The following is a 20,428-nucleotide window of genomic DNA, read 5'->3' on the forward strand; positions in this document are numbered from 1 at the left end:
TATAACTAATAAGTTTTACAGTAATTTAATATTACGGAAATTTAATAGCTATAACGATATATTAAACACACCCAAACTGTTATTAATGAAAAAATATTTCACTCAAAAGCCCATTGTTTATATAAGTGCGGCTATACTATTTTGTTTCCCACTTAGTAAAAGTGTAGCGCAGGATAAAACCGAAACTGCTAAAATGAATGCTTTTGTTAACGGCTTAATGAAAAAAATGACCGTTGATGAAAAGATAGGGCAGCTAAACCTGGTAACAGGCGGCATGGCTATAACAGGGTCGGTAACCAACAATGGTATTGGCGATGGTGTTAAAAAAGGCAGTATAGGCGGTATTTTTGGTTTGTACGGAACCGAGAGTGTTCGTAAAATGCAGGAAGCCGCTGTTAAAGGCTCGCGTTTGCATATCCCTTTAATATTTGGGCTTGATGTTATACACGGGCACCGCACAATATTTCCTATTCCATTGGGTATGTCGGCCACCTGGGATCTTGGTATTATTGAGCACGCAGCACATATTGCTGCCAAAGAGGCTACTGCCGAAGGCTTAAACTGGGTGTTTTCGCCAATGGTTGATATAGCCCGCGATGCGCGCTGGGGCCGCATATCTGAAGGTAGCGGCGAAGACCCCTACCTGGGAGGTAAAGTAGCCGCGGCCATGGTAAGGGGTTACCAGGGTACCAGCCTTAAAAATGCCGACGCGGTGATGGCCTGCGTAAAACACTTTGCACTTTATGGCGCTGCCGAAGCAGGCCGCGAATACAATACGGTTGATATGAGCAAGGTAGCCATGTACAACTATTACCTGCCACCATATAAAGCCGCGCTTGATGCAGGAGCGGGCAGTTTCATGAGCTCGTTTAACGTGGTTGATGGCGTGCCGGCAACTACTAACAAATGGCTGTTAACCGATCTGTTGCGTAAACAATGGGGCTTTAAAGGGTTTGTGGTATCAGATTACACCTCATTAAACGAAACTGTTGATCATGGCATGGGTAACCTGCAAACGGTATCAGCACTGGCGTTAAAAGCCGGGCTGGATATGGATATGGTGGGCGAGGGCTTTTTAAAAACGCTTAAAACATCATTGCAACAAGGTAAAGTAACACAGGCCGACATTGATCTGGCCTGTCGCCGTGTGCTTGAAGCAAAATATAAATTGGGTTTATTTGATAACCCTTACAAATCATTAGACCCGCAAAGAGAGAAAACCGAAATAATGACCGATGCCAACCGCAAATCGGCACGGGTTACTGCCGAGCACTCTTTTGTACTACTAAAAAACGCCAACCAGATATTGCCGTTAAAAAAATCAGGTGGCAGCATAGCACTTGTTGGCCCGCTGGCCGATAATAAAAGGGATATGTTGGGTACCTGGGTAATTGGCGGCGAGTGGGAAAAATCAATAAGCGTAATAGAAGGCATTAAACACATAGTTGGCGATAATGTAAAGATCAACTATGCAAAAGGAAGTAATATTACGGATGATACAGCCTTTATGAAACGCCTTAACTTTGGCCCGGGCATGGTATCGCTTGATAAACAATCGCCGGCGGATATGATTGAAGATGCGGTAAAAGCGGCTAAAAAATCGGATATTATTGTTGCAGTTGTTGGCGAGTCGCAAAGCATGAGCGGCGAATCGTCAAGCCGGTCAGATATCAGCATTCCTGAAAGCCAGCAGCTAATGCTAAAAGCCCTTGCTAAATTAGGCAAGCCTATTGTAATTGTATTATTTAACGGAAGGCCGCTTACCCTAACATGGGAAAATGAAAACGCCGCTGCTATATTAGATGTATGGGCGCCGGGTACAGAAGCCGGTAACGCCATTGCCGAGGTGTTGTTTGGTAACTATAACCCATCAGGTAAATTAACTACAACATTCCCGCGTAGTGTTGGGCAAATACCTTTATATTATAACCATTTGAATACAGGCCGCCCCTATTCATCGGGCCCAACCAAATTCAAATCAAATTACCTTGATATCAGTAATGACCCGCTTTATCCGTTTGGTTATGGTTTAAGCTACAGCAGCTTTAGCTATAGTAACCTTAAGCTGAGCAAAACCAAATTAAAGGGTAACGAAACTTTAACTGCTACGGTTACTGTAACTAATAACGGACCTTACACCGGCGAAGAAGTTGTACAACTTTATATAGGAGACCCGGCAGCAAGTATAAGCCGCCCAGTTAAAGAACTTAAAGATTTTAAAAAGGTGAACCTGCAGATAGGCGAGAAGATGGATGTTACCTTTAATATAACCCCTAAACAACTTAAATTTTACAACAGCCAGTTAAAATACGACTGGGAACCAGGTGAATTTATTATACAGGTAGGTACAAATTCGGCTGATACCAAAGCAGCCAGGGTGCAGTGGGTTAAATAGCTAAAGTTGTAGTTTCGTTTAAAGAAACTGCTTCGAATTTTTTATACAAAATTTAATGAATATGCCTTGCTAATGTCAGCAAGGCATATTTTTTTTATATAAAAACCATAATCCATAAATAAAATACTTGGTGTATTTGCCGCGGATTTATTGATGTTGTATCGTTATTGATAATGTAATTTTAACATAAGTTTAACACCTCGTAGATTTTATGTGTCATACTTTTTAAAAAAATAAAAGAAGTTTTTAAATTTTTTATAAAAATCGAGAGGTTAGGGGCTTTTGATTATGCCCCATATGGAATTTTGTGATAAAATTGCTTTATAACAAGAAAATTACATTGCGATATTATTATTTAATATACCTGTTTGTTAACAAGAGTTTAACAAAAGGATATTAAATTGAAATATTGATATCGTTATATGCTCTCAAAATAAATAATTAATAATTCTTATAAATTAACTTGTGTAACCTGTACACTCTGTTTATATTAGAGCATTACCAATTATAAACTTTTCTTTTTAAAGGAAACGAAACAAAACTTAACGGATAAACACATCGACGGGCTGTATATATCGCTCGTTGGGTGCTAAACGAAATAAAAATTTTAAACAGGATAGTGTAACTATATGATAAAACTTTTACAATTTTCCATTATTGATATTTCCAGCCCGACCCGCGGGGCACCATAGTCAAAAATATTTTTGAGGTGGTCGCCTGTGTATCTCACCTGCATCCGGCCATTCTCTTCATACGATCTTAAATCAAATATATTAATCAACTAAATCTCAATCTCATGTTTAAAAGTTTACTCCTTAAGGGAAGAGCACTATGCCTGCTATTATGCTGCATGGTTTCTTCATTGGTAGTTACGGCTCAAACAAAACACACTGGTAAAGTTACCGGTAGCGACGACAAGCTGCCTGTAGTTGGTGCCACTGTGCGCGTTAAGGGCACTACCATCGGTACACAGACAGACGTTAACGGACAGTTCAGTCTGAGTCTGAATCCTGGTGACGTATTGACTATCTCATACCTGGGATATCAATCGCAAGATGTTACTGTAGGCGCCTCTGAAACAATCAACATTGTTTTACAGGCCGGCAGCAACACGTTGAACGAAGTTGTAGTAACGGGCTACACCACGCAACGTAAAAAAGACATTTCCGGTTCGGTTACCACAGTAAACATGAACGCTGCAAAGTCGGTTCCATCTGTAAGTGCCGAAACTATGCTACAAGGCCAGGCAGCCGGTGTTAACGTTGTAACACAAGGTGCCCCAGGTGCCGGTGCGCAGGTTACCATCCGTGGTTTAAGTAATTTTAATAATTCATCGCCACTGTATGTTGTTGATGGATTACAAACGAGCAGCATTTCAAACATCAACCCTAACGATATCGAGTCGATCTCAGTATTGAAAGATGCGGGTGCTGCTGCTATCTACGGTGTTAGTGGTGGTAACGGTGTTATCGTTGTTACTACTAAAAAGGGTAAACAAGGTAAAGCAACAATTTCATACGATGCATTTTATGGTACCACACAGCCGTTAAGTGGTAACGTATTTAATTTACTTAATGCTAATGAGTTTGAGCAATTAGTTGCCAAGGTTGACCCAGATAACGATTTGATGAAAGGCAACCCTAACGGAAAGAAATTCTATGATTATGGTTACCAGTCAGGTTCTGGTTCTAAAGGTGTATTCAACGAAAATCAGGCAAACACTTTTCTTCCAAATTACCACCTCGACAATGATCCGGCACGTGATTACCTTATCCAAAAATTTGTTAAAGGTGCAGGTACAGATTGGTTCCACGAAATTTTCAAAAGTGCCCCAATCCAACAACACTCGTTAAGCGCAAGCGGTGCAAGTGATAAAAGCAATTACTTTTTATCGTTAGGTTACACTAATCAACAAGGTACGCTTATCAATACTTACTTTAAAAGATACCAGGCCCGCGTTAACACAACCTTTAGTGTGAAAGATCACATCAGGTTAGGTGAAAACTTTAGCTATTATTATATCAACTCGCCAAATGGTGGCGGTGGTTTAGCAAATGGTGGTAACCAAAACGAGGGTAACCCTATTTCTGAAACTTACCGTACACTTCCTATTATCCCTGTACGCGATATTGGGGGTAATTTAGGTGGTACTTATGCAGGCCCTGCTGCTTTAGGTAATGCACTTAACCCTGTTGGTATGCAGGAGCGCCAAACAACCAATCATACCAATGAATACGGTATGCAAGGTACTGTGTTTGCCGAAGCCGACTTCTTAAAACACTTTGTAGCCCGTACTGCTTACAGTGCTGATATTTACAACCGCTACTATTACAACATTGGCTATCGCCAGTATGATAGCGGTGAGGCACACGGTGGTAATAATACTTACAGCGAAGGCTCTTCATATGATAGCAACTTTAACTGGAGCAATACTTTAAACTACAAACAAGTATTTGGAAAACATAGCATTAATTTGTTAGGTGGTTTTGAGCAAAGAGGGTATACCGGTCGCGAAATTAATGCTGATGCAAAAAACCTTTTTTCACTTGATCCATTCTTTGCCAACATTGCAAACGGCCAGGCTGGTCAAACAACTGCAGACAGTAAATACAGGGATCGTAATACTATCATGTCACTTTTTGCCCGTTTAGATTATACCTATAATGACAGGTACATCATCGGCGCAACTATACGTCGTGACGGTAGCTCACGTTTTTCTCCTGGTAATAAATGGGGTACTTTCCCTGCTGTATCCGCTGCATGGCGCGTAACACAGGAAGAATTTGCTAAAGGTTCTACCTGGTTAAACGACTTAAAGATCCGCGGTAGCTACGGTACATCAGGTTTTAACGGTAACGTTGGTGTAAACAGTGCTTACGCTGCTTACGGTGGTGGCCCTGGTTCATCATCTTACCCTATTGATGGTTCATCAAGCTCAGTAATTCCTGGTTATTTATCAAACTCTTTGGGTAACCCCTATGCAACTTGGGAAACTGATAAAACCTTTAACGTAGGTTTTGATGCGTCATTGTTTAACCACTTAGATGTTACTCTTGAGTATTATAAAAAAACAATATCAGACCTGCTTGTAATTGTACCTATCCCTGCAACTGCCGGTGGATTAGAAAGCGCATGGCCTACTGTTAATAATGGTACAGTTGTAAATAGAGGTTTAGATATCAGCGCTACTTACCATGGTTCTTCTGGTGGTTTCACATACTCGATTGGTGCTAACATTACTACTCTGAAAAACGAGATCACACAAATTGGAGCTCCTTTCTTTACATCAGATGTTCGTAATGGTAACGTAGTTTACAATCAAGCAGGTGGCCCTATTGGCGCTTTCTACGGTTACAAAGTAGAGGGTTACTGGAATACCCAGGGTGAGATTGATGCGCTTAACGCAAAACAAAAGCCAGATTTGTTTGGTTCAGTGCCAGTTTATCAGACAGATGCTCTCCCGGGTCGTTTCCGTTATGCTGACGTAAACGGTGATGGCCGTATTACAGATGCAGACCGTACCCAAATTGGTAAACCAACCCCCGATTTCACCTATGGTGTTAACCTGAATTTAGGTTACAAAGGGTTTGATTTAAGCGCAGTACTATATGGTTCACAAGGTAATGATGTGTACAACACCATTAAGTACTGGACTAATTTCTACGGTACTCAAACCGGTAATAAAAGTTTAGACCTGTTGAACAATGCATGGGATCCTGCAAAAACTGCAGCTCAAAATGCCAACGCAAAAGCGCCTATAGCTGAAAAAACAACCAGCTTTAGTACTTCTGATGTTATCAACTCTTACTATGTAGAGAATGGCTCATTCCTAAAATTAAGATCGTTACAAGTTGGTTATACTTTTGCGCCAAGCATGCTAAAAGCAATTGGTATTGATAAATTACGTGCTTACGTACAAGGTACTAACCTCTTCACTATTACAAAATACAGTGGCCTTGATCCGGAAATACAAGCATATGACAACCGTAACAGCCAGGGAATAGATAGAGGTAACTATCCTAACAACGAACGCAGATTCATATTCGGCGTAAACCTTAGTTTCTAATAATAACTAACCATAATATATAAAGAGAATAGTTATGAAAAAAAGTTTTAAATTAAAAGTCCTTATCCCGGCAACACTCGTTTTGCTTGGTGGATCTTATTCATGTAAGAAGTATCTTGATCAGGCGCCTATCGGCTCATTGATCCCTGAGGTACTTGCAACACGTACTGGTGTTGATGGTGTGTTGATTGGCGCTTACTCTGTTGTAGACGGTGTTTTTGACGGCCAAACAGGTAGCCCCTGGGAAACCGGTACAGATAACTGGGTATACGGTAGTGTGGTTGCAGGTGATGCCTTTAAAGGCTCAAACCCTGGTGACCAGCCGGCAGCTGCAAACCTTGAAGCTTTCAGTGCAACTGGTGCCAATGATTACTTAGATCATAAATGGCGTGTATGCTATGCAGGTGTACAACGTGCTAACGACGTATTAAGGTTGATACCTCAGGTTAAAGATGGTTCTATAACTCCTGACCAAATAAAGCAATACGTTGCTGAAGCTCGTTTCCTGCGTGGCTTCTATCATCTGGAAGCTGCTAAACTTTGGAAGTTCGTTCCGTATATTGATGAATCAATAACCTATACTGCAAATAACTATAACGTACCAAATGACAAAGTAATTTGGGATAAAATAGAGGCTGATTTTGCAGCAGCAGCGGCAGATCTCCCTGCTACTCAGCCGCAGATAGGGCGTGCAAACAAATGGGCAGCTTTAGCTTTCCAGGCTAAGACCCTGATGTACGATCACAAATATGCTGATGCGTTTACCATTTTGAAGGATGTAATTACTAATGGTAAAACCAGCTCAGGGGCTGCTTATGCCTTAGGTAAGTACGCAAACAACTTTAATCCATCAACCAAAAATGGCCCCGAAGGTGTTTTTGTAGTACAAACATCTGTACATGATGGTGCAAATGGCTTAAACGGTAACGCAGGTTCTGTATTGAATTTCCCTTCTGCAGGCCCCGCAGGATGTTGCGGTTTCTTCCAGCCAACTTTTGATTTTGTAAACTCATTTAAAGTTGATGCTAATGGCTTGCCATTAATTGACACTTACCAAAATGATTACATTAAAAATGACCAAAGTGTGCCCGCCGGTACTGTATTTACACCGGGTGATGAATTGCTTGATGCAAGGTTAGACTGGTCAGTAGGTCGTCGTGGTATTCCTTACCTTGACTGGGGAATTTGCCCGGGTGCTGCATGGGCACGTGACCAGCCAAATGGTGGCCCTTACCTGCCAATTAAAAACGTTTATTACAAAGCAGCGCAATCAACAACTTCAGATTCTTACGGTGGTTGGGCAGCAAATCAGTCAACTTCAAATAGCTACAATGCTATCAGGTTTGCCGATGTACTTTTATGGGCTGCAGAATGTGCTGTTGAGGCTAATCAGCTTTCTGTTGCAGAAGGCTATGTTAATCAGGTTAGGGCTCGTGCTGCTGACCAAAGCGGCTGGGTTAAAGGCAAATTAACCGGCTACACAGGCGGTGATGCTACTAAACCAGAAGTTGATAATACTCAATTTGCTGCCAACTACAAAGTTGGTTTATATACCGGCCAGTTTGCTACAAATGGCCAGGCTTATGCCCGCAAAGCAGTTTACTTTGAGCGCAAGCTTGAGTTAGGTATGGAAGGTCATCGTTTCTTTGACTTGTCTCGTTGGGATGCTGTTAATGGCGGCCCAGGAGGTACTATTATGTCAACAGAAATTGAAAAATTCCTGAAAAACACCCGCGACTTTGGTGATAAATTTACCTCTGCGGTAATGAAGGTTGCTAAGTTCACTTCTAACAAAAACGAACTTTATCCAATCCCTCAGTTCCAGATCGATATCTCTAAAGGTACGCTGAAACAGAATAAAGGTTATTAATAGTCAATAACTTATAAAGAGGGGGAGATAATAATCTCTCCCTCTTTTTTTTTGAATATATTTTCTTAATATCGTTGTATGAAACCCCTTAAATGCCTGCTAATCATTATTCTTATTTGCTCCTTTTTCTCGTGTAAAAAAGCGGCGATGTTTGAAAGAATCTCCTCATCACATTCAGGCATAAAGTTTAATAATGAGATAGTAGAGAATGATAGTATTAATCCGCTCGATAAATTAAATATTTATAATGGCGGCGGTGTTGGGATAGGCGATTTTAATAATGATGGGCTGCAGGATATTTATTTTATAGGCAATGCCGTATCAAACCGATTGTATATCAATAAAGGCGATTTTAAATTTGAAGACGTTACCGAAAAAGCCGGCGTAGGCGGCAAAGGGGGCTGGGGCCGTGGTGTGGCAGTTGTAGATATTAACAACGATGGCTTAAAAGATATTTATGTATGTAATACGCTTTTAAATGATCCGGTTAAAAGATTAAATCTCCTTTATATAAACCAGGGGCCCGATAAAAATGGTGTGCCTGTTTTTAAAGAATCATCAAAAGAGTATGGGCTTAATATAAACGTACACTCAACTATGGCATCGTTTTTTGATTACGATAACGATGGCGACCTGGATATGTACCTTACTGTTAACGAGGCACAATCTACTGATAATACAAGTTCTTTCAGGCCTATTATTACAGACGGCACAAGCCGTAACACAGGCAGGTTATATCGTAACGATTATGATCCTATTTTAAAACACGGTGTTTATAAAGATGTATCAAAAGAGGCCGGTATACTAATTGAAGGCTACGGCCACGCGGCAAGTATTGCCGATTTTAACCAGGATGGTTGGAAAGATATCTATGTAACAAACGATTTTTTACCAAGCAATATACTATACATTAACAACCACGACGGTACATTTACCGATCGTTCAAGAGAATACTTTAAACATACTGCTACCAGTGCCATGGGCCAGGATGTGCAGGATATTAATAACGACGGCCTTGCTGATGTTTTTGAACTGGATATGGATCCGGAAGATAACTATCGTAAAAAAATGTTTATGCCGGGCACAATGTACCAATTATACCAAAATTTTGACCGGTACGGGTATCAATACCAATACAATCATAATACCTTACAATTAAACCAGGGCCCACGCCTTGGCCAGAATGATTCAATTGGTGCACCGGCATTTAGCGAAATTGCTTTTTTAAGCGGCGTAGCGCAAACAGACTGGAGCTGGGGGCCTATGATAACAGATTTTGATAACGATGGCTTTAGGGATATTGTAGTAACCAATGGTTACCCCCGCGATGTTACCGACCATGATTTTATTGCATTCAGGAACGAATCGTATGCTATAGCAACAAAAAGCCAGGTACTTAAACAAATACCGATTGTAAAAATATCAAATTACGCCTTTAGGAATAACGGCAAACTACAGTTTGAGGATGTAACCAAAAACTGGGGGATGGATGTAGCATCATTTTCTAACGGTGCTGCCTATGCCGATCTGGATAACGATGGTGCAATGGATATGATCATTAATAATATTGATGATGAGGCCTTTGTGTATAAAAACACCTCGCGGCAAAAAGACAAGAGTAATAATCATTATCTGCAAATACAATTTAAAGGTAATCCGCAAAATATGGATGGTATAGGTGCCTGGGCTAATATTTACTATGACCATGGCAAGCAACAGGTATACGAAAATACCCCCTTTCGCGGATACTTATCAACCATACAAAATATTGCGCATTTTGGCCTTGGTAAAATCACCAGTATAGATTCGGTTGTAATAAAATGGCAGAATGGTAAAAAGCAGGTGTTAAGCAATGTAAAAACCGACCAGGTACTTAAGGTTGATATAAATAATGCTAAAACCGGGTATAATTTCAACCAACCGTTGGTAAACACCCAATCGTTGTTTACCGAGGTGACAAAATCTGTAGGCATCAATTATAAACATAACGATGTTGACTTTGCCGACTTTAACGTGCAGAAATTACTGCCGCATAAATTATCAGAATACTCACCGGCTATTGCCGTTGGTGATGTGGATGGCAATGGTTTTGATGATATGGTTGTTGGCGGCACCGGAAAATATCCGGCACAGTTGCTCTTACAACAGGCTAATGGCAAATTTATACAACGCAACATGTTAGCTGCCGCAACAAACTTAACTGATAAATACAAGGACGAAGGTTTACTTTTATTTGATGCTGATGGAGATGGCGATCTTGACCTTTATGCGACAAGTGGGGGGTATGAAGATGAATCCGGTGCAAAATCATACCAGGACAGGATTTATGCTAACGATAGCAAAGGCAACTTTACCTTGCAAACAAATGCATTACCGGCTAATTTTACCAGCAAACTGTGTGTTAAGGCGGTAGATTATAATAAGGATGGCTCACTTGACCTGTTTGTATCCGGCAGGGTTAACCCGTGGAACTACCCTAAACCGGTATCGAGCTTGATTTTACGTAACGATAGTAAAAAGGGAGCTATTAAATTTACAGATGTAACACAAACCGTAGCTAAAGGCCTCAATAATTTAGGTTTGGTGTGCGATGCATCTTTTACAGATTATGATAACGATGGCTGGCCCGACCTGGTAATAACCGGTGAGTGGATGCCGGTAACCTTTATGAAGAATGATCACGGGGTGTTTAAAAACACAACCGCAAATAGTGGCATAGCCAATAAGCTGGGCTGGTGGAACACCATAGCGGGCGGTGATTTTGACAACGATGGGGATATTGACTACATTGTGGGGAACACCGGACTAAATACATTTTATAAGGCAACCGACCAATACCCGGTATACATAACCGCTAAAGATTTTGACGATAACGATAGTTATGATGCAATCCCATCATTGTTCTTAAAGGATAGGGATGGCGTTATGAAAGAGTTTCCGGCACATACCCGTGATGATATGGTGAAACAGATTATCAGCATGCGCATAAAATTCCAAAACTATAAATCATATGCGGTTGCTACTATGGATAGTGTTATTACACCCGCTATGCGTAAAGGTGCCGTAAGGTTAAAAGCTAACGAATTGCAATCTTGTTATTTACGTAACGATGGGCATGGTAAATTTACCCTTATACCCTTACCTATAGAAGCACAGATATCACAACTGGCAGGTATAATTATTGACGATTTTGATGGCGACGGCAATCTGGATGTAGCCCTTAATGGCAACGATTATGGTACGGAAGTTACCACCGGCCGCTACGATGCATTCAACGGATTAGTTTTAAAAGGCGATGGAAAGGGAGGCTTTAAACCATTAACCATTATGCAAAGCGGTATTTATATACCTGGTAATGGTAAGGCGTTGGTTAAACTGCGCGGTGCAAAAGGCAATTACTTATTAGCTGCCACGCAGTATAAAGATGCTATGAAGGTATTTGAGTTGAAAAAGCCCGTACGTACGGTTGCCATAAAACCGTTTGATGCTTTTGCTACCATCAAATATAAGAATGGTAAAACTGCGAAGCAGGAGTTTTACAATGGCGCGTCCTTCTTATCGCAGTCGGGCAGGTTTTTTAATATTGATGCTACCATGGCATCGGTTGTTATAACAGATAACACTGGCAACACAAGAAATATTCCTTTAAATTAATATAGCCGATTATAATGAGAAACTTTAAAATAATGATAGCTTTTGCATTTTGTTTATTAGCCATAAGCTGTAAACAAAAACAAAAAATAGCATTAAAAAGCGATGCCGATGTACTGCATGATAATGTAGACGAGTTAACACAGGTTATTATTTATGATGTATTTAGCCCGCCTGTGGCAAGCCGCATATATGGGTACACATCATTAGCCGCTTACGAGGCTATTCGTTTTCAGGATGCTAAATACAACTCAATAGCGGGTCAGTTAAACGGCTTTAAGGCCATGCCCCAACCTAAAAAGGGGGTAAAATATAATTATGCGCTTGCAGCTACAAAGGCGTTTTTTACAGTTGCACACAAGATAACTTTCTCCGTAGATACATTAAAACGTTACGAGGATAAGGTTTTTGCAATGTATAAAGACAATCTTGATGATTCTACCTTTGCACGCTCTGTAGCGTTTGGTGAAAGTGTTGGTAAAGCAGTTTTAGGGCGCGCCAAGTTTGATAATTATGCAAAAACAAGAGGCAAGCCAAGGTTTTTAGGAAGTGATGATGATGGAAAATGGCGCCCAACAGCGCCCGATTATCTGGACGGAGTGGAGTTTTGCTGGGGAACCATGGAAACTTTTGTTGTAAAATCATCATCAGACTTTGCATTGCCGCCACCGCCGCCTTTCAGCAACGATGAAAACAGCGAATACATTAAACAAAACCGGGAGGTTTACGAGCAAAGTAAAAAACTCACTCCCGAGCAGGTAACCATTGCCAAATTTTGGGATGACAACCCGTTTGTGATACAGCATAACGGGCATATGATGTTTGTAAACAAAAAAATAACCCCTGGTGGCCACTGGATAGGTATTGCGCGGATAGCCTGCGAAAAAACCAAGGCCAGTGCTGTGAAAACCGCACAGGCATATGCCTTAACTTCAATAGCCTTGTATGATGCTTTTATATGCGGCTGGCAGGTTAAATACACTACAGAGTACATTAGACCGGTTACCGTAATAAACGCTAAGTGGGACCCAAAATGGCTGCCATTATTGCAAACACCGCCATTCCCGGAATATCCAAGCGGGCATAGCGATATCAGCGCAGCATCTGCGGTAATACTAACGCACTTATTTGGTGATAATTTTGAATATGACGATACCAGCGATTTACGTTACATTGGTATGCAGCGCCATTTCAAATCGTTCCTGAAAGCTTCAGACGAAACGTCGATAAGCCGTTTTTATGGTGGTATCCATTACAAGAACAGCGTAGATCAGGGCGCTATACAGGGCCGCAAGATTGGCGAATTTATCTGGAATACATTAAAACTACAGAACTAACAGAGGATTAGATACTATTATGAAACTAAAGCACACCTTTTTATTTACATCTTTTATACTATCCGGGGTTGCCTTATTATCATTAAGCACATTACTTGAGGGCTGCAAAAGTAAAACCGGTACCGATTACAAACTTACAGGCGATGTTATAGCAGATGGCGAACACCTGGTAAAGCTGCATTGCACAAAATGCCATTCGCTTGTGCCGGCAAACACTTTAACCAAAGATGTGTGGCGAATGCACTCCCTGCCATCAATGGCACACTATTTAGGCATATCTACATACGGCCCATCTTTCTATAAAGCCCCTAAAGATACCTCCGGTATATCAATAGTAAATTGGCAGGCAATTGTTGATTACTATAATAAAATTGCACCAGATACACTTTTACCCGCAAAACGCCCTGTACCATTGGTAAATAATTGGGCTGGCTTTACATTAAAAAAACCCGCCGGCGGCACTGATATAGCTTTTACCACTATGGTAGCGGCAAACCCAAATACAGGTAATATATACACCAGCGACCTGGTTGCAAACACTTTAACTGAATGGAATAACCAGCTTAAGGCTGTAAGGGTAACTCATGTCCCATCGGCTGCGGTGAATGCTGATTTTACAAAAGATGCTAAGGGAGGCGATAGGGCAATACTATCATGCATTGGCCGGATAGATGCTGTTGATTACCCATCAGGGAAAATATACGGAGCTAACCTTGCCGCTAACCCTTTAACGGCAACAGAAGTTGCCGGAGATATGCCAAGGCCTGTACAAACTTTGAATGTTGATGTAGATAAAGACGGTAATAATGATCTTATTGTATTGGGGCAGGGCTTTACAAAAGGTGGTGTTTACCTGTTTAAGTTGGGGCCAGATGGTAAAGCGTTAAAACAGTTTACCATAACTGACAGGCCCGGAGCTGTACAAGCCGTTTCGCAGGATTTTAACGGTGATGGCTATCCCGACCTTATGGTATTATTTGGCACCGGAAACGAGGGGTTATCATTATTCCTGAATAATAAAAAAGGAGGTTTCACCAGCCGCGAGTTGCTGTCGTTCCCACCGGTAAACGGCTCAACAAGCTTTGCGCTGGCTGATATTGATCATGATGGTAAACAGGACCTGGTTTATACCTGTGGGTATAATTTTCACGATTCGCGTATCCTGAAACCTTATCATGGTTTATACATCTACAAAAATACCGGCGATTTTAATTTTAAACAAAGCTGGTTTTACCCGATAAACGGTGCAACAAAAGCCATAGCGCAGGATTTTGATAATGATGGCGATATCGATATTGCTACCATCGCTTTCTTTGCGGATATGAAGAATAACCCGGCTGAGGAATTTATTTACTTTGAGCAGGATAAACCAATGCAATTTAAACCTCATGCGGTTCCTGTTAGCAAATACGGCCGATGGATGAGCATGGATGTAAGCGACCTGGATAAAGACGGCAAGCCGGATATTATATTAGGGAACTATGCAAGCGGGTTTTTATTCCAGCCTAATTTTTCGCCAAATTGGGACGAACACCTGCCGTTTATTGTGTTGCAGAATAATATTAAGAAGTAATATCTCTACACTAATATTTAATGATGGTTACAAGTGCCGTATTGCATACAGCACTTGTAACCATCATTTCTTTTTTAAATAAGCCGATATTTTGGTTATCTCATCACCATAAACCGCTATGTGATGGCTGTGTATCAATACCGATTGATGGTTATTGATAATAGCCTTAGTGGGCAACGCGGGCATATGGCAGGATATACATTTGGTTTGTAATACCTGCGCATCAATTTTACCTGTTAGTTTACATACATTATGGCTTGCTGTTGAGTGGCAGGTTTGGCAGCGCTGTGCAAACAGTGCCGCGTTGCTACGTTCGTTTTGATGCGTATTGTGGCAGGTATTGCAATCCATATTGCTGCTGATGTAACATTTGCTTGTTTTAAGCATATCTAACTGGTCGCCATGTACATCAATATGTGCAAAATCTAAAGGGCCGGCACCCGGGTCGTGTTTTTTAAAGTCGGTAAGCTTATCGCCTGGTTTAAAATCAAATATCGATTTGGTGTTAACCGTTTGCGTACCCGAATGGCAGGTGCCGCAAAGATCTACTTTTTGCGTACGGCTTAAAGTGCTTATCCGGATGATGTACTTGGCAGTTTTAACATCGGGATTGGCCGCCTGGAAGTCAGCATGGTGTTTGGCCCCACCATGGCAACGCTCACAATCGATGCTTAAAATAATTGATTTTTTATCAAAACCTATCGGGTTACTATCAAAGCTGGGCACCTTACCCGGTTCGGTTTTAGCATAAGATGCGTGGCACTCCATACAACGTATGTTGATTGATCTATCGAAACTGGCCATAGTGGTATCATAGCCGGGGCTAACAATCCAGCGGTTATTGGTATTGTCAAACGATACCGGCAACTGGAAAAGCTCATTCTCTTTCCAGTATAAATAGGTTTCGCCTTTAACACCGCCCGTGGTAATATCCATGCGGGCACTTTCTACCTTTTCACCGTTTACATAATTGGTTTGATAAAGCCCGCTATCGGTTTTGGTCATCAAAACCTTGGTATGATCATTATAGATAACTGCATTTAAGCCGGGTGAAAAACTACCATGGATACTGTTTGTTGAGGCAGGGGAGGACGCGATGTTATGCGCCATGTGCATATAGCTATCGCTAATTTTTTTATGGCAGCTGATACAAGTTTTTGCGCCTGCGTAAGCATCCCCCCTGGGGTCGGTAGCTGCTTCTTCAGGACTTAAGCATTGCGATAAAATAACCATCAGCGGAAACAGGAACACAGGTAAGAACAGTAATTTCTTTTTCGACATCAGGCCTTATCAGTTTATAATAGTGACAACTAAATGGTAGTTAAGCTATCACACCGTTAAATTAACTTTTTTATTACAACAGGCAAGACATTCATATCAATTGATACGTAACAATTTTATTGTTCATCTATCTACGAATTTAAACGTACGAAACCGCACGTACAACTGTACGTTTTCGTACACCCCTCTGGAAATTATGCCCTTATCTACGTGCTATAGCCTCTTTTTTCATTGGCACTGGCTTTGTAAAACTTCCAAACACTACAAAACTAAAACTCATCGTTATGTTTAAAAATCTGTTTAAAACGGCTTGGCGTAACGTGTTGCGCAATAAGGCATACACATTTATCAATATTATTGGCCTGGGCACGGGTATCTCTATTTGCCTGGTGATATTTGTATTGATCCAGTTTCATTTAAGCTTTGATAATTTCCATGCCAAGAAGGATAGGATATACCGGATGCTGACCGAATACCATCATGCTGATTCGAAAGATATCTTTTACGGATCGGGCATTGCACGTGGCATCCCGCAAACCCTAAAAACCGATATCCCCGAAATTGAAGCATATGCACCAATTATGCATAACGATAATGAGCAGATCCAGGTGCTGAACAAAGAAGGGCAGATTGATAAAAAGTTTAAAGAGACCGGCGTATTTGCAACCACGCCATCATTCTTTAAAATATTTGATTTTCCGCTGATACAGGGCGATGCCAATACTGCACTGAAGAACCCCAATTCGGTATTACTTACCAAAGAAACCGCTACAAAATACTTTGGCAACTGGCAACAGGCCATGGGCAAAACCATCAGGTGGGATAATAAAGAAGTTTTAAAGGTAACCGGTATACTGGCTCCTATCCCTCAAAACTCCGATTTTCAGTTTAGTGTAGTGTTTTCGTTAGGTACGGGCCGCACCGCCGAGATGCTAAAATCAACCGATTACAATAGCACAGGCTCTTATTACGGTTGTTATGTACTGGCCCCGGCAGGCATGAACGAAGCGCAACTAACCGGCAAGTTACAAGCCCTGATGAAAAAATACCGGGCGCCCGATAATAAAGACAGCGAGGTAGCCCAGCCGTTAGGCAAAGTTCATTTTGATAATAAGGCGGGCAATTACTCCAACAAATCCATCACCACGCAAATGATCAGTATGCTTTGGATGATAGCCTTGTTTATACTGGTGATAGCCTGCGTTAACTTCGTAAACCTGGCTACCGCGCAGGCTGTAAACCGTGCAAAAGAGGTGGGCATTCGTAAGGTGCTTGGCGGTAATCGCGGGCAATTGCAAATGCAGTTCCTGACCGAAACTTTTGTAATAGTACTGATATCGCTTATCCTGTCTGTTGGCATAAGTGCGGTAGGAATACACTTTATAGGTAAAATAATGGATTTGCCTTTAGCCGCCGGGATGTTGCTGCAGATAAAAGTAGCGGCGTTTATGGTGTTACTGGCTGTTTTGGTAACGCTGATTGCAGGTTTTTATCCGTCGATGGTGCTATCGGGCTTTAATCCTATCAATGCATTGAAGAGCAAACTCGCATTAAAAACACCCAGAGGCATCTCATTAAGGCATGCGCTTGTGGTGTTTCAGTTTGTGATAGCGCAGGGGCTTATCATCTGCACTATCGTCATTGTAAAGCAAATGAATTACTTTACGCATGAGAGTATGGGATTTGCAAAAGATGCCATCGTAAATGTTCCGTTCCCGTCGGACAGCGCAGGCATCAGTAAGTTAGAATATCTTAAAAAGAAACTAACTGATATAAACGGGGTGGAGCAGGTGAGCTTAAGCTCAAACGTACCCGCCGGCGAGGACGCTAACTGGACTATGTTCACCTATGAGAACGCCGCCAAGCCGGTCGATTTTTATTCGATCATCAAAATGGCCGACGAGCAGTATATCCCAACCTATAAGCTACAGATCGCAGCCGGACGGAATGTTGCGGCATCCGACACGATAAGGGAGTTTTTAGTGAACGAAGCGCTTACCCAAAAACTGGGCCTGGCCAAACCTGAAGATGCTTTGAATAAACAGTTAGCCCTGGGCAAGTTTGCCAAAGGCAGGATAGTAGGGGTGTTGAAGAATTATCATAACCGGTCGTTTAAGGACGATTACGCGCCCATGTTGATCACTACATTTAAAAAACAGTACGAGATCAGTAATATCAAACTGTCTTCTGTCAACATCGGCCCATCGTTAAAAGGCATAGAAAAATTGTGGAATGAGGTTTACCCCAATTATGCCTTTGAATACCAGTTTATGGACGAACGTATAGCGGCTTTCTATAAACAAGAGAGCCAGCTATCACAGATCTATGAATGCTTCGCTGTGGTGGCTATATTGTTAAGCTGCCTTGGCTTATATGGGTTGGCATCTTTTATGGCCGTACAGCGCATTAAAGAGGTAGGCATCCGTAAGGTGTTGGGTTCGTCGGTAGGGGCTATTGTGTACCTGTTCTCTAAAGAGTTTGTTGTTTTAATTGTTATTGGTTTTGCCATTGCCGCACCAATAACATGGTACTTAATGAACAAATGGCTGCAGGATTATATTTACCGTATCCACATTCACTGGAGTATATTTTTATTGGCTGCTATTATAGCGATGGCTATAGCGCTAGCAACAGTTAGTTATCAGCTCATAAAAGCCGCTTTGGTTAACCCGGTGAAGAGTTTACGCAGCGAGTAGTAAATTATTTGACTGATTTATAGGTATTTGTATTTATTAATAGTACTATGTATTGCATAATACCATGTAATATGTATTTTTGTTTTGTAAAAAATAAATAACATGAAACTGGTAAGTAAAAAAATACAAATTATAGTACTGGCATTGATAGTGTTAGGCACTGTAGCAGCATGCGATTGGGGCAAATCAACCACCATTGTAAATAAAACAGATAATTTTTCGCAACGGATAAAGTATTCGGGGAAGGTTGTTTTTAACGAAAAGGAGGATGGCATTGAGCATATCTCAGATGGCGGCTACCTGGAATTTGAGCAAAACGACAAAGGTTTTAAAGCCAGAGAGAATTATAATAAAAGAATAGAGTACGAGTTTAACGGCGATAGTAAAGTAACCGACCTGAACAATGAACAAAAACAGTTTGTAGCACGTGCCGTGAAGAGCATTATAAAAGAACGCGCCAAACTACGAAGCCCCAAAGACTAAGTTACTGATTGAGGATACGCAGGGTGTGGTTTAATTGCTTTAAGCCGCCCTGCCATCCCAGATGGCCGGGAATCACATAACGGGCATCTTTAAAACGGCCCTGTACATTTTTGATTGATGAAGGCCATTGCTTAAGGTTAGCATCGCCGGTAAAACCTTTGTTGTCGGCTTCTAAGCTTTTAACCAGGCACCCGCCAAAAAGTATCTTATCCTGCGGTAACCAAACCACTATATTATCATGCGTATGGCCTTCGCCGGGGTAATAGGTTTTTAAAGTTATGCCGGCAACATTAAAGGTGGTATCGTGGGCAAAGGTGTATTGCGGTAACTCATTGTTTTCTTTTTTAGCAAGCGTGTAAGTTTGCCTGCTGCTATAGGTTTTAGCACCTTGCTTTTTTAGTACATCAAATCCGCCTAAACAATCATCGTGGAAATGAGTAGCTATGCAAAAGATTATCCTTTTGTTGAAGCGCCGTTTAACGCTATCTATTAGCTGTTGGGTTTGTTCGTCGCCCCATGGTGAATTAACCAGAACAATACCCTTATCGGTAATCGCAAATAAGCTGTTAGCCGGATATGCCGGCGATTTATCATCCGGATAACCGTATGATGTGCACACGTAAAAGTTTTTGGTTAAATGTGTGATGCCTATTTTCACCGGCTTTTTTTGGCCGAATGCTATAGCGGAAATAAACAGGCACAATACAAAAAGTTTCAGCTTCATATCATTAGAATATCTTATGGAGTGTATACGCTTAAGCGGGTAGTTTTATTACAACTCCGCCAATATCGTCAAACTCATCTTATCCAAACCACTTACCACAATATTTGCTTTAGTCAATGTTTCCGGCGAGCCAATACCTACGGTTTTCATACCGCAGTTTATCGCGGCTTCAATACCGGCAATAGCATCTTCAAAAACCACACAGGCTGCCGGGGCAACACCTAGCGCTTCGGCTCCTTTTAAAAACACTTCCGGGTCAGGCTTAGGGATGCTTACGCTGTTACCATCAATAATGGCATCAAACAAATGTGTTAATTCTAATTTATTCAGGATGGTAGGGGTGTTCTTGCTG

Annotated in this window: 11 protein-coding genes; 8 read left to right on the top strand and 3 right to left on the bottom strand. The window is 41.4% G+C overall.

What is annotated here, in order from left to right:
* Positions 1-85 precede the first annotated feature (85 nt).
* The 6 genes from bglX (at position 86) to WC615_RS07330 (ending at position 14,892) form a co-directional block, all read left to right on the top strand.
* Positions 86-2,395, top strand: a complete 2,310-nt coding sequence (bglX, locus tag WC615_RS07305) for a beta-glucosidase BglX (RefSeq protein ID WP_372977454.1) — start codon at positions 86-88, stop codon at positions 2,393-2,395.
* 796 nt (positions 2,396-3,191) lie between these two features.
* A complete protein-coding gene (locus WC615_RS07310) occupies positions 3,192-6,461 on the top strand; it encodes a SusC/RagA family TonB-linked outer membrane protein (protein ID WP_372977455.1) in 3,270 nt (1,089 codons plus the stop codon).
* A gap of 34 nt (positions 6,462-6,495) precedes the next feature.
* Positions 6,496-8,331: a RagB/SusD family nutrient uptake outer membrane protein gene (locus WC615_RS07315; protein WP_372977456.1), complete on the top strand. Its 1,836-nt coding sequence runs from the start codon at positions 6,496-6,498 to the stop codon at positions 8,329-8,331.
* A 78-nt stretch (positions 8,332-8,409) separates the two neighbouring features.
* Complete coding sequence (locus tag WC615_RS07320; RefSeq protein WP_372977457.1) at positions 8,410-11,985, top strand: VCBS repeat-containing protein; 3,576 nt, start codon at positions 8,410-8,412, stop codon at positions 11,983-11,985.
* A gap of 14 nt (positions 11,986-11,999) precedes the next feature.
* Complete coding sequence (locus WC615_RS07325; protein ID WP_372977458.1) at positions 12,000-13,319, top strand: vanadium-dependent haloperoxidase; 1,320 nt, start codon at positions 12,000-12,002, stop codon at positions 13,317-13,319.
* A gap of 19 nt (positions 13,320-13,338) precedes the next feature.
* Complete coding sequence (locus tag WC615_RS07330; RefSeq protein ID WP_372977459.1) at positions 13,339-14,892, top strand: FG-GAP repeat domain-containing protein; 1,554 nt, start codon at positions 13,339-13,341, stop codon at positions 14,890-14,892.
* A 63-nt stretch (positions 14,893-14,955) separates the two neighbouring features.
* On the opposite strand, the gene WC615_RS07335 is transcribed toward WC615_RS07330, so the two are convergent.
* Positions 14,956-16,173: a multiheme c-type cytochrome gene (locus WC615_RS07335; protein WP_372977460.1), complete on the bottom strand. Its 1,218-nt coding sequence runs from the start codon at positions 16,171-16,173 to the stop codon at positions 14,956-14,958.
* Positions 16,174-16,457: 284 nt separating this feature from the next.
* Between WC615_RS07335 and WC615_RS07340 the strand changes: the two genes are divergently transcribed.
* Together WC615_RS07340 and WC615_RS07345 are read left to right on the top strand one after the other, a co-directional pair.
* Complete coding sequence (locus tag WC615_RS07340; RefSeq protein WP_372977461.1) at positions 16,458-18,869, top strand: ABC transporter permease; 2,412 nt, start codon at positions 16,458-16,460, stop codon at positions 18,867-18,869.
* 102 nt (positions 18,870-18,971) lie between these two features.
* The gene (locus WC615_RS07345) at positions 18,972-19,352 is read left to right on the top strand and encodes a hypothetical protein (protein ID WP_372977462.1); all 381 of its coding nucleotides are present in this window, start codon (positions 18,972-18,974) and stop codon (positions 19,350-19,352) included.
* 1 nt (position 19,353) lies between these two features.
* On the opposite strand, the gene bla is transcribed toward WC615_RS07345, so the two are convergent.
* Positions 19,354-20,076 (bottom strand): subclass B1 metallo-beta-lactamase, encoded by a 723-nt coding sequence (bla, locus tag WC615_RS07350; protein WP_372977463.1) that lies wholly within the window; start codon positions 20,074-20,076, stop codon positions 19,354-19,356.
* Positions 20,077-20,124: 48 nt separating this feature from the next.
* Positions 20,125-20,428, bottom strand: a 304-nt coding sequence (locus WC615_RS07355) for an HAD family hydrolase (protein ID WP_372977464.1), incomplete at its 5' end; no start/stop codon positions are given.

It is taken from the genome of Mucilaginibacter sp., assembly GCF_041663085.1.
Taxonomy (GTDB): Bacteria; Bacteroidota; Bacteroidia; order Sphingobacteriales; family Sphingobacteriaceae; genus Mucilaginibacter.